Raw genomic sequence first — 12,124 nt, 5'->3', positions numbered from 1 at the left:
ACGAGAGAACCCGGAGGACCCTCGGCCCCATGACCGGACCCGCCACGCTGTGGACGCCACCGGAGTCGGCGTTCACCGACTCCGCGATGGCACGTTTCGCCCACGCCCAGGGTCTCGACCCACGGCGGTACGACGAGCTCCACGCCTGGTCCGTCACCGACCGGTCCGCGTTCTGGTCGGCACTGTGGGACTTCACCGGCGTCCTCGGCGAGCAGGGGGACGTCGTGGAGCAGGCGCCGGACCCGGCCGCCCTCGGCGGCCCCGACGAGCTGCCCTCGCTGCGGCACGGCCACATGTTCGGCACCCGGTTCTTCCCGCGCGGCCGCCTGAACGTCACCGAGAACCTGCTGCGCGGCGATGGCGACCGGCTCGCCGTGGTCGCCGCCGACGAGACCGGCGTCCGCGGCCGCCTCACGCTCGCGGAGCTGCGCGGCCGGGTCGCCGCCGTCCAGGCGGGGCTGCGGGACCGCGGGGTCCGCCGCGGCTCCGTCGTCGCCGGGATCATGCCGAACGACGTCGACAACCTCGTCACCATGCTCGCCACGCTCTCGCTCGGCGCGGCCTGGGCCGGCTGCTCGCCGGACTTCGGCGTCCCCGGGCTGGTGGACCGGATCGGGCAGGTGCATCCCGCCGTCGTCGTCGCCGCCGAGAGCTACGTCTACAACGGCCGCACGTTCGACGTGCGAGGGAAGGCCGAGGAGGTCCTCGACCGACTCGGCCACCCCACCGAGCTGGTGCTCACCCGCTCGGCCGCGTGGGAGTCCGACTTCACCGGCCGAGCCGGCGCGGACGGCCAGCCCACGTTCGAGCGCCACCCCTTCGACACGCCCGGCCTCATCATGTTCACCTCCGGCACCACCGGGCTGCCGAAGGCGATCGTGCACAGCGCGGGTGGGGTGCTCCTGCAGCACCTCAAGGAGCACGTGCTGCACGGCGACGTCCGGCCCGGCGACGTGCACTCGTGGTTCACCTCCACCGGCTGGATGATGTACGCCTGGCTCGTCTCGGCGCTGGCCGCGGAGGCCACCGTCGTCCTCCTCGACGGCAGCCCCACCCCGAAGCGGGACGGGACGCCGGATCACGGCCACCTGTGGCGGATCGCCGAGCAGGCGCGGATCACGCACTTCGGCACGTCCCCCGCCTACCTCAGCGGGCTCATGGCCGCCGGCCACCACCCTGCCGAGCACCACGACCTGTCCGCCCTGCGCTCGGTGCTCTCCGCCGGCGCACCGGTCAGCCCGGAGCAGTACGACTGGCTCTACACCCACGTCAAGCAGGACATGGTCTTCGCCTCGATCAGCGGTGGGACGGAGATCCACGGCTGCTTCCAGCTCGGCTCACCCGTCCACCCCGTCCGGCGCGGCGAGATCACCTGCCTGGCGCTCGGGCACGCCATGGCCGTCCTGGACGAACGCGGCGCACCGGTGGTCGGGGTCAAGGGCGAGCTGGTGTGCACCGAGCCGTTCCCGTCCATGCCGCTGACGTTCCTCGGCGAGGAGGGCCTGCGGCGCTACCACGACACGTACTTCGCGGAGCGGCCCGACCTCTGGACCCACGGCGACCTCGCCGAGCTGACCCCCCGGCGCTCCGTCGTGATCTACGGCCGCAGCGACACCACCCTCAAGCCGCAAGGCGTGCGGATCGGGACGGCCGAGATCTACCGCGTGGTCGACGCCCGAGCCGAGATCGCCGACGCCGTCGTGTTCGGGCACTCCTGCGGCACCGACGAGGACGTGGTGCTGTGCGTCGTCCCGGCCGCGGGCTCCGCGCTGACCGCGGACCTCGCGGCGAGCCTGCGCACCGACATCCGTACCCAGGCCTCGCCCCGGCACGTCCCGGCGCACGTCTTCGCCGTCCCGGCGGTGCCGGTCACCCACAACGGCAAGAAGGCCGAGGGCGCGGCACGGGCGGCGGCCGCCGGCCTGCCGGTGAGGAACCGGGCCTCGCTCGCCAACCCCGAGTGCCTCGCGGCGTACGAGGCGCTCTTCGCGGCGACGCCTGCGGAGGCCACCCCATGACCCGTGCGGTCGGAGCCTCGCGAGCCGCGATCGTGGGCGTCGGCGAGCTGACACCGGTGCGCCGCACCGAGGGCGCCACCACGATGGGCCTGCTCGCGCGCGCGGCGCGGGCCGCCCTGGACGACGCCGGGCTGGAGCCGTCCGACGTCGACGGCCTCCTCGTCGCACCGCAGGTGGGCGAGACCCCGCAGCACGTCCCGGCCACGGTGGCCGAGTACCTGGGCCTGCAGCCCCGGATGGCAGACGTCGTCGACCTCGGCGGCGCCACCGGCCCCGGGATGATCTGGCGGGCCGGTGCCGCCGTCGACGCCGGCATGGCCGACGTCGTCCTGTGCCTGGTCGGCAACCACCGCAACCCCAAGCCGCTGCGCTCGCCCAACCGCAACCCGATCCGGGAGCTCGACGTGCCGCACGGTGCCTCGGGCGCCAACACCTCCTACGCGTTCCTGAAGTCCGCCCACATGGCGGCCTACGGCACCACCGACGAGGACTTCGCGCAGATCGCGGCGGTCTCCCGCGCGCACGCCCAGCTGAATCCGGCGGCGATCTTCCACGGCCGGCCGGCCACCCTCCGGGACGTGCTGGACTCGCCGTACGTGGCTGAGCCGCTGCACCTGCTCGAGATCGTCATGCCGGTGGCCGGCGCGACGGCGGTCGTGGTGGTGAGTCCCGAGCGCGCGACCGGATGGCCCGGCCCGCGCCGCCCCGTGCACCTGCTCGGCGCCGGCGAGAAGGTCAGCCACCGGGCCATGAGCTTCTCCCCGTCGCTGACCTCGGGGCCGTTGCGGCCCGCGATCGCCCAGGCCTACGCGCAGGCGGGAGTCGGGCCGGCGGACCTCGACGTGCTGTCCCTCTACGACTGCTACACGGTGGTCACCGCGCTCACCCTGGAGGACGCCGGGATCTGCCCGCCCGGCCGGTTCGCGGACTTCTTCCGCGACCGGGACGTCTCGCACGCCGGCGAGGTCGCCTACAACCCGCACGGCGGCCAGCTCGGCTGCGGCCAGGCCGACCTCGCCGGCGGCATGAGCCACGCCATCGAGGCCGTCCACCAGCTCCGCGGCACCGCGCACGGCCGCCAGCACCACGGCCGCGCCGACGCCGGCCCGCGCACCGCACTGGTCACCGGGAACGGAGCCACCCTCAGCGAGGCCGTTGCCCTGGTACTCGGCGCGGAGGAGACACGATGACGCAGCCGCAGGACCCTGCCCGCGACGCGGTCGCCGAGCGCGCGACGCTGCTCGCCGGACTCGACGTCCCCGGCCCCACGCCCACCGCCGAGTCCCGCCGCTTCTGGGACGCGCTGGCCCAAGGACGGTTCGAGCTGCCGTACTGCCCCGCCTGCGAGCGCTGGTTCTTCTACCCGCGTGCGGTCTGCCCGACCTGCTGGCGCGAGCAGTGGGGCTGGCGGGCCGCCTCCGGTCGCGGCACCGTCGCGGCCTGGTCTGTGGTGCACCGGCCGGGCCACCCGGGCTGGGCGCCGACCGCGCCATACCCGCTGGCCGTCGTCGACCTCGCCGAGGGGCCCCGCATGCTCGCCCACGTCCTCGCCGACCCGGCCGATGTGCACGTCGGCGACCGGGTGGCCGTCCGGCCGACCCGCGTCGGCCCGGACACGATCGCAGCCGTGGTGAAGGAGACACCGCAGTGACCGTCCCCCCGACCTACCTCCTCGACGGCGTCCGCGTCCCGTTCGGTCGCGTCGGCCGGGCGCTGTCCGGCCTGTCGGCCACCGATCTCGGTGCCCTTCCGGTCGCCGAGCTGCTCCGCCGCCATCCCGGCCTGCGGCCGGACGTCGCCGTGCTGGGCGTCGTCGTGCAGGCCGGGCTGGGCCAGAACCCCGCCCGTGTCGCCGCCCTGGCCGGCGGCCTGGAAGCCACCGTGCCGGCGCTGACCCTCAACAGCGTCTGCCTCGCCTCCCTCGAGACGGTCTGCGACGCGGCGCGCCGCATCGCCGTCGGCGAGGGCGAGACCTACCTGGTCGGCGGGTTCGACTCCATGTCCGCGACCAGGCGGGTCGGCGGCGACACGGACGTGGTCCTGCACGACGGGCTGCTCGACGCCGCCACCGGACGCTCGATGGGCGTGGTCTCCGACGCCGTCAACGCCGAGCTCGGCGTCACGCGCGAGGACCAGGACGCCTGGGCGCACCGTTCGCACGTGCGGGCCGCCGAGAGCCGCGAGTTCCTGCGCGGCGAGACTGTCCCGGTGCCGCTGCCCGGCGGCGGCACGCACACCGACGACGAGGGTGTCCGGCCCGGGTCGTCGCCCGAGGCGCTCGCCGCCCTGGCACCCGCCTTCGGCGCCGACGGCACGATCACCGCGGGCAACGCGTCGCAGACCGCCGACGGCGCGAGCGCCGGGCTCGTGGTCTCCGCCACCGTCGCCGAGCGGGCGGGCGCGACGCCGCTCGGCCGCGTCGTCGACTGGGGGTTCGTCGCCGGTCCGGACACCTCGCTGCACCTCAAGCCGGCCCGGGCCGCCCGCCTGGTGCTCGACCGGCACGGCCTGCGCCCGTCCGACGTGGACGTCTGGGAGATCAACGAGGCGTTCGCGGGCGTCGCCGTCGCCGCGGCCCGCGACCTGGGTCTGGCCGAGGACGTCGTCAATGTCCACGGCGGCGCCGTCGCCGTCGGCCACCCGCTCGGAGCGAGCGGCTTCCGGCTCGCCCTCACCGCCGCCCGGACCCTGCGCGAGCACGGCGGCCGGCACGCCGTCGCCACCCTCTGCGGCGGTGGCGGGCAGGGACTCGCCGTCCTGCTCGAGACCGTCAGCTGATCCCGAACGACACCCACCCGAGGACCCCTCATGACCAGCACCGCCACCGCGTCCCGCACGGACGAGCCCGACGTCCGCCGCGAGTCCCGGAAGGCCGCGATCTCCAGCTTCGTCGGCACGAGCATCGAGTGGTACGACTACTACCTCTACGGCACCGCCGCGGCCCTGATCTTCCCGGCCGTCTTCTTCCCGGGCGACGACTCGGCGATCGGCGTCATCAAGGCTTTCGCGACCTACGCCGTGGGGTTCGCCGCCCGGCCGCTCGGCGGCTTCGTCTTCGGTCACTTCGGCGACCGGATCGGCCGCAAGACGATGCTGATGATCTCGCTGCTCCTCATGGGCGTCTCCACGTTCGCGATCGGCCTGCTGCCCGCCTACGCGACCGTCGGGCTGTGGGCGCCGGCGCTGCTGTGCCTCATGCGCCTGATCCAGGGCTTCGCGGTCGGCGGCGAGTGGGGGTCCGCCGTCGTGATGGTGGTCGAGCACGCCCCGAAGGGGCGGAGGGGCCTGTTCGGCTCCTTCCCCCAGCTGGGCGTGCCGGTCGGCCTGCTGCTCTCCTCCGGGGTGTTCGGCCTGGTCAGCACGATGGTCGGCGACGAGGCGTTCACCGCGTGGGGCTGGCGCATCCCGTTCCTGCTCTCCGCCGTGCTCATCGTGGTCGGCATCGTCGTGCGGCTCACCGTCGCCGAGTCCCCCGCCTTCCAGCGGCTCGTCGAGACCGACACCCGCTCCGAGAAGCCGTCCCGCGACGTGCTCGTCCACCACTGGCGGAACCTGCTGCTGACGATCGGCATGAAGCTGTTCCAGAACGCCGTCTTCTACATCTACACGGTCTTCATGCTTGCCTACATCTCCGGGACGCTGGGGATGGACCGCCAGGTGGGCCTGAACGCCGTCATGATCGCCTCCGTGATCGGCCTGGCCACCATCCCGGGCTGGTCCTGGCTGTCGGACAGGGTGGGCCGCAAGCCGGTCTACCTGGCCGGCTGCATCCTCGGCACGCTGTACTTCCCGGCGTCGTTCCTGCTCATCGACACCGCGGACGTGCTGTGGGTGACCGTGGGCATGATCATCGGCGCCAACCTCCTGCACGACATGGTGTACGGCCCGCAGGCGGTGTACTTCGCCGAGCTGTTCGGCACCAAGGTGCGCCTGTCCGGCGCGTCGATCGGCTACCAGATCGGCGCGATGCTCGCCGGCGGGTTCTCGCCGCTGATCGCGGCCGCGCTGCTGAACGCGCAGGGCGGCGCGACCTGGGGGATCAGCCTCTACATCATGGCGCTCGGCGTCATCTCGACGGTCTGCACGCTGCTGGCGCGGGAGACCCTGCGCGCGAAGTTCTGACCGGCCGGCACCCCCGCCGCGCCGTGCTCGGGCCGCTCAGCCCGCCGTACCGATCACCTGGACCCCGGCCGCGACGAACGGCTCGACCGCCTCCCCGGTCCCGTTCGTCACCAGGGTCCAGCCCGGTGGCAGGGGCGCCCACGCCGGCACACCACGGCGGCCCAGCTTCGTCGCGTCGGCCAGGACGACGACGTGGCCGGCCCGGCCGGCCGCGACCTCCTTGGTCTCGGCCTCGGCGAGGGTCGGTTCGCCCACGCCGTCGAGGGGGTGGACCGCGTCGACGCCGAGGAAGGCGGCGTCGAGCGCGAACCGCTCGAGGGCGTGGGTGGTCAGCGGGCCGACCAGTCCGTGGCTCGTCGGGGCGACCGTCCCGCCGACGAGCACCACCTCGGGCCCCTCGTGGCCGGCCAGCAGGAGCGCGATCTCCGGGCCCCGGGTCAGCACCGTCAGGCCCGCACGACCGCGCAGGTGCTCGGCGAGCCGGGCGGTGGTGGACCCGGCGTCGAGGAAGATCGTGCCGTGCTCCGGCACCAGCTCCGCGGCCCGGCGCCCGATGGCGTCCTTCGCGGCGGTCTCCACCCGCAGCCGGTCGGCCAGGGCGCTCTCCCGGAACGGGGAGTCCAGGACGGCGCCACCGTAGGTGCGGGTCAGCGCCCCCGTCTCGACCAGGCGCGCGAGGTCGCGGCGCACCGTCGAGCTCGAGACGCCGAGCGCCCGCGCGAGCTCCTCCACGTGCGTGACCCCGTCGCGGACCCGCTCCAGCAGCCGCTCGTGCCGCTCGCGGGTGCCGCGCCTCGGCTCACCGCCCACCGATGCCCCCCGTCACCGTGCCGTCACCGTGCCGCGGTGGGCAGGTACTCGGCGCGGATACCCTCGACGAACGGGCTGTAGTCCACGGCGGCGAGGTACGCCGAGCGCATGGTGCCGTGGTCCGCCTGGCCGGTGCCCGCGATGTCGAAGGCCGTGCCGTGGTCCACCGAGGTGCGCAGGATCGGCAGCCCGACGGTCACCGAGATGGTGCCGTCGAAGTCCACCGTCTTGGCGGCGATGTGCCCCTGGTCGTGGTACTGCGACAGGACGCCGTCGTACCGGCCGACGAGGCCGTGGTGGAAGACCGAGTCCGCCGGGATCGGTCCTGCGACGTCGAGGCCCAGGGCCCGGGCGTCCTCCACCGCCGGCGCGAGGTGGACGATCTCCTCGTCTCCGAACGCGCCGTTCTCCCCGCCGTGCGGGTTGATCGCCGCGACCGCGAGCCGGGCGTCCGGGACACCGAAGACCCGCAGCGCCGTGGCGGCACGGCGGATCGAGGTCAGCTGGGTCTCCCGCGTGATCTTCTCCAGCGCCCCGCGGAGGGAGACGTGGCGGGTGGCGAAGAAGATCCGCAGGTGATGGCCTGGCACGTGGGTGTTGCGGACCACGAACATCGTGTCCTGGTCGGTCACGCCGGTGAGCTCGCCGAGCATCTCGGTGTGCCCGAGGTGCTCGCTGCCCGCGGCCCAGATCGCCTCCTTGTTGATGGGTCCGGTGACGATCCCGGAGACCTGTTGCGCCATCGCGGCCGAGGTGGCGACCTCGATCGCCGTCACGGCGGCACGGCCGGCGCGGGCGTCGACGGTGCCCCAGTCGGGCAGGTCCTCCCCCAGCACGCCGATGTCGAAGACGTCGACGACACCCTCGCCGGCGGGCTCGGTGTCCCAGTCGCCGACGGCACGGAGCTCGACGTCGAGGCCGAGCACGTCGCGGGCGCGCGCCATGGCGGCGAGGTCGGCGACCGCGATGCCGTGGTGCTCCGGGTCGCCCGCCGCCTCGGCGAGGGTCCGGAGGGTGATCTCGGGGCCGATGCCGACCGGGTCACCGACGGTCAGCGCGAGCACGGGGCGGGTCATCTGATCTCTCCTTCGTGACGTTTGGGCGTCATGGTGCGTCCGGGGCGTTCCCGACGGCGGTGCGGACCCAGCGGCGGCGCTGCGCCGCGGTCCGGACGAGGTGGTCGACGCAGGCGACGGCGGTGTCCGGACCGCCGATGAGCCCGCCCTTGGTGACGATCGGAAGCCCGTCCCAGGGACCGTCCACCACCTCACCGGCGACAGCGAGCGGCACGACCTCGCCGGTGACCTCGATGCCCTGGCCGCCGAGCTCGGCGAGCACGGCGGCGGTGACGTCGCCGCCGGTCGTGTAGAGCCCGTCGACCGGAGTCTCGGTCAGCACACGGCGCGTGACCCGGCCGAGCGCGACGGGCAGGCGCGCCGACTGCTCGGGGGTGAGGCGGCCGACGTCGCCGGGCTCGATGACGGTGGCGAGCAGCACCACCTCGCCGCCGGCGGCGTCGGCGAGGGCCTCCCGCAGCCGGGCCGCCGTCGCGTCGACGTCGGGGACCGGTCCGCCGACGGGCCGCACGACGTGCGCGCCGCGCTCGCTCACCAGGCGCGCCAGCTGGGTCTGCGTGAGCCCGGTGGCGGAGCCGCTGACCGCCAGGACCGGGGTCGCCGAGGCTCCCGCGCCCCTCAGCCCGAGCGCGGCAGCGAGCGCGACCGAGCCGGGACCCGGGTCGATGCCTGCCCAGAGGATGTCGCGGTCCGCGGCGACGTCGGCGGCCGCCTCGGCCACCCGGGCCAGGTGCTCCTCGGTGAGGGCGTCGGCGACGACGACGTCCGCCCCGCCGTCGATCGCCTCGCCGATGCGGGCGACGAGGTCGGCCCGGCTGCCGGTGACGGTGGACAGCGAGATGGGCTTCGTGACCAGGTCGGTGCCCACCCGCAGCACGTCGGCGACGGCGGAGGTGCGGACCGGGGAGCGCACGTCGCGGGCGAGCTCAGTCTCCTCGAGGCGGACGCCGTCCAGCAGCTGCCGTCCCTCGACGGTCTGCCGGCCGGCCGCGGGGTGCGCGGGCAGGCACAGTCCCACGACCCGGCGGCCGGACAGCTCGCGTGCCGTGGCGAGGACGGCCTCGGCCGCGACCCCGACGTTGCCGCGCAGCGTGGTGTCGATCCGGGCGGTGACCAGCCGCACCGGCCAGCCGGCGCGGACGGCCTGGGTGACGCTCCGGCGCGCCTCGGCTCCGGGCGCGTGCCGGGACTCGGTGGTGGCGACGACGACGTCGAACCTGCTGTGGAACTCGGCGATCGCGCCCCACCGGTTGCCGGGACCGACGGTGACCGCGCGCCAGCCGGCGCGGGAGAACCCCGCCGCGCAGGCGTTCGCGCCGGTCAGGTCGTCGGCGACGACGAGTACGTCCACGGCGTCAGCCCAGGATGAGACTGAGGATGACGAGCAGCGGGATGGACGCCGCCCACACGGCCGTGGTGATGCCGGACCAGCCTCGCAGCGCCGCGACGCCCTCGAGCCCGGTGAACCGGGTGACGACCCAGAAGTAGGAGTCGTTGAAGTAGCTGAAGACCATCGACCCCGCGGTGCAGGCCATCGCCGCGAGCAGCGGGTCGATGCCCAGGGCGGGGACGATGGGGGCCGTGACGGACGCCGCCGTGATCATGGCGACGGTTCCGGAGCCCTGGGCGATGCGCACCACGGTGGCGACGAGGAAGGGCACGAGGAAGGCCGGCAGGTTGATCGAGCCGATGGCCTCGGCGAGGGCGTCGCCCACACCGGAGTCGCGCAGCACGAGGCCGAACCCGCCGCCGGCGCCCGTGATGAGGAGGATGAGTCCGGCCGAGGCCGCGGCATCGGCGAGCCAGCCGTGCACGGCGTTCCGCGGCGTCCAGCGCGGCAGCAGCAGGTAGACGGCGAGGACGAGGCCGATGACGAGTGCGACGTTGGGGTTGCCGACGAACGCGAACGGCAGGGTCCAGGCGGCCGGTTCGTAGTCACCCTCGAGGATGCCCTGCTGACTGCGGTCGATCGCGGCGGTGGCGGTGTTGGCGACGATGAGCAGGAGCGGCACGAGCAGCGGCAGGGCGCCCAGCAGCGGGCCGACGCGGTGGGGGCGGGCGCCGCTGGGCGGCTCGCCCAACGCGGCGGCAGGCGCGGGCTCGGCGTCGGCAGGTGCCGCCCCGGCAGTGGCGACGTCGCCGTCGGTGCCGGCACTCGAAGCCCCGCCGGTGCTCCGGCCGCCGCTGACCGCCGCGAGCGCGGGGTAGACCACCTCGCGAACGCTCGGCACGATCTCGTCCTCGAGCTTCGGACCGATCCAGCGGGCGTAGAGGATGACGACCGGCAGCAGGATGACGGCGAAGACCAGGCCGGTGAGGATGAGCAGCCCCAGATCGGCGCCGAGGATGCCGGCGACGCCGAGGGGGCCGGGCGTGGGCGGCACCATGTGGTGCGTGAGGGTCATGCCGCACCCCAGCGCGAGGGCGAGGGCGACGTAGCCGCCCCGCTTGACCCGCGCGATGGAGCGGGCGAGCGGGTTCATGATGACGTAGCCGGAGTCGCAGAAGACGGGGATCGAGACGACGGCGCCGACGCTGCCGAGCGCCCACTCCTCGCGGCCCTTGCCGAAGGCGCGGAGAAAGGCCCGCGCCAGCGCGTCGGCCGCGCCGGAGACCTCGAGGATCTTGCCGATCCCGACGCCGAGCCCGATGACGATGCCGATGCTCGTCAGGGTCGTGCCGAAGCCGGTGGTGAAGGAGGTGATGACGTCGACCGCGGACTGGCCGGCGACCAGACCCGTCACCAGACCGGCCAGGATGAGCCCGACGAAGGCGTCGAGGCGGGTCCGGAGCACCACCACGACGATCGTGGCGATGCCGAGGACGAGTGCCAGCAGCAGCTGGAGATCCATGGGGCAGCCCTTCTCTGGACCGGTGCGACACCGGTGGCGCACATGCACGAATGACGCAACAGTTTGTACCGAAGTTGCTTACTCTGCGCAACTAGCCGTCATCGGGCGGCGATGGTGAGGCGGTCGAGAAGGACGGCGGGTGATCCGGTTCACGGCCTCGCGGCCCGCCCGGTTCGCCCCCACCGTGGACGACGACGGCCCGTAGCCGACGAGGTGGAGTCTCGGCTCGTCCGCCACCTGGGTGCCGACCATCGTGATCCCGCCGCCGTGCCCGCGCAGGTGCAGCGGCCGGAGGTGGTCCAGCGCGGCGCGGAAGCCGGTGGCCCACAGGATCACGTCGGCGCGCACGAAGGACCCGTCGGGCATGCGAACGCCGGCCGGCTCGATGCGGACGAACATCGGATGCCGCCGCAGCACACCGCGCTCCTGCGCGGCACGGATGGCGGGCGTGCGGACCAGGCCCGTGACCGAGACGACGCTGAGCGGGGGCAGGCCCTGCCGGACGCGTTCGGCGACCCGCGCGACGGCGCGCCGCCCGGCCGCCGCGTCGAACGCGTCGGTGCGCCAGACCGGCTCCCGGCGGGTCACCCACGTGGTGGTCGTGACCCGCGAGATCTCGTCGAGCAGCTGGACGGCGGAGATGCCGCCGCCGACCACCACGACGTGCCGACCGTCGAACTCCTCGGCGCTGACGTAGTCGGCCACGTGGAGCTGCCGTCCACGGAAGCCGAGCTGGCCCGGGTATCGCGGCCAGAACGGCTTCGTCCACGTGCCGGTGGCGTTGATGACGGCACGGGCCTCGACGGTCCCGCCGTCGGAGTCCACGAGGAGCGCGCCGTCCGGGTCGCCGTCGGCGCGGCGGACCGCGCGGACGCGAACCGGCCGGCGCACGGACAGGTCCATGGTCCGCTCGTAGTCCGCGAAGTAGCGCGGCAGCGCCTCGGCGCTCGGCTCGGCCGGGTCGACGCTGGGGCGGGCCATGTCGGGCAGGTCGTGGATACCGTTGACGGTCGCCATCCGGAGCGAGCGCCACCGGTGGCGCCAGGCGCCGCCGGGACCGTCCTCACCGTCGAGGACGACGAACGTGCCGCGTGCGCCGTCGCCCGGATCGGCACCGTCCGCAGGGCGGAACCCGCGCCGCCGCAGGTGGTAGGCAGCGGACAGGCCGGCCTGGCCGGCGCCGATCACCACGACGTCGGCACGATCCGGCAACGCACCCATACCCGGGGGAACACGCCCCGGCACG

General features: G+C 74.3%; 10 protein-coding genes. 5 read left to right on the top strand and 5 right to left on the bottom strand.

Annotated elements, in window-relative coordinates:
• The first annotated feature begins 29 nt into the window (after positions 1–29).
• Genes ACFQQL_RS02865 through ACFQQL_RS02845 form a run of 5 tightly spaced genes read left to right on the top strand, consistent with a single transcriptional unit; the run spans position 30 to position 6,140 of the window.
• On the top strand, positions 30–2,018 hold the full coding sequence (locus tag ACFQQL_RS02865; protein ID WP_382391054.1) for an acetoacetate--CoA ligase: 1,989 nt from the start codon (positions 30–32) through the stop codon (positions 2,016–2,018).
• Positions 2,015–3,208, top strand: a complete 1,194-nt coding sequence (locus ACFQQL_RS02860) for a thiolase family protein (protein WP_382391052.1) — start codon at positions 2,015–2,017, stop codon at positions 3,206–3,208. Before ACFQQL_RS02865 ends, ACFQQL_RS02860 begins: the two co-directional genes overlap by 4 nt.
• Positions 3,205–3,669, top strand: a complete 465-nt coding sequence (locus tag ACFQQL_RS02855; protein WP_382391050.1) for a Zn-ribbon domain-containing OB-fold protein — start codon at positions 3,205–3,207, stop codon at positions 3,667–3,669. The genes ACFQQL_RS02860 and ACFQQL_RS02855 overlap by 4 nt, the downstream gene beginning before the upstream one ends.
• Positions 3,666–4,796: a thiolase family protein gene (locus ACFQQL_RS02850; protein WP_382391048.1), complete on the top strand. Its 1,131-nt coding sequence runs from the start codon at positions 3,666–3,668 to the stop codon at positions 4,794–4,796. Before ACFQQL_RS02855 ends, ACFQQL_RS02850 begins: the two co-directional genes overlap by 4 nt.
• A 30-nt stretch (positions 4,797–4,826) precedes the next feature.
• Positions 4,827–6,140, top strand: a complete 1,314-nt coding sequence (locus ACFQQL_RS02845) for an MFS transporter (protein ID WP_382391046.1) — start codon at positions 4,827–4,829, stop codon at positions 6,138–6,140.
• A 36-nt stretch (positions 6,141–6,176) separates the two neighbouring features.
• Here ACFQQL_RS02845 and ACFQQL_RS02840 read toward each other — a convergent pair whose 3' ends face one another.
• From ACFQQL_RS02840 to ACFQQL_RS02820, 5 genes are all read right to left on the bottom strand, one after another.
• On the bottom strand, positions 6,177–6,950 hold the full coding sequence (locus tag ACFQQL_RS02840; protein ID WP_382391044.1) for a DeoR/GlpR family DNA-binding transcription regulator: 774 nt from the start codon (positions 6,948–6,950) through the stop codon (positions 6,177–6,179).
• Positions 6,951–6,973: 23 nt separating this feature from the next.
• The gene (gene pdxA, locus ACFQQL_RS02835) at positions 6,974–8,026 is read right to left on the bottom strand and encodes a 4-hydroxythreonine-4-phosphate dehydrogenase PdxA (RefSeq protein WP_382391042.1); all 1,053 of its coding nucleotides are present in this window, start codon (positions 8,024–8,026) and stop codon (positions 6,974–6,976) included.
• 28 nt (positions 8,027–8,054) lie between these two features.
• Positions 8,055–9,377, bottom strand: a complete 1,323-nt coding sequence (locus tag ACFQQL_RS02830; protein WP_382391040.1) for a four-carbon acid sugar kinase family protein — start codon at positions 9,375–9,377, stop codon at positions 8,055–8,057.
• Positions 9,378–9,381: 4 nt separating this feature from the next.
• The gene (locus tag ACFQQL_RS02825) at positions 9,382–10,878 is read right to left on the bottom strand and encodes a GntP family permease (protein WP_382391038.1); all 1,497 of its coding nucleotides are present in this window, start codon (positions 10,876–10,878) and stop codon (positions 9,382–9,384) included.
• Positions 10,879–10,956: 78 nt separating this feature from the next.
• Positions 10,957–12,099 (bottom strand): NAD(P)-binding domain-containing protein, encoded by a 1,143-nt coding sequence (locus tag ACFQQL_RS02820; protein ID WP_382391036.1) that lies wholly within the window; start codon positions 12,097–12,099, stop codon positions 10,957–10,959.
• Positions 12,100–12,124: the final 25 nt, after the last annotated feature.

The organism is Georgenia alba (assembly GCF_042665525.1).
Lineage (GTDB): Bacteria > Actinomycetota > Actinomycetes > Actinomycetales > Actinomycetaceae > Allobogoriella > Allobogoriella alba.
This window is presented reverse-complemented; position numbering and strand designations above follow the sequence as displayed.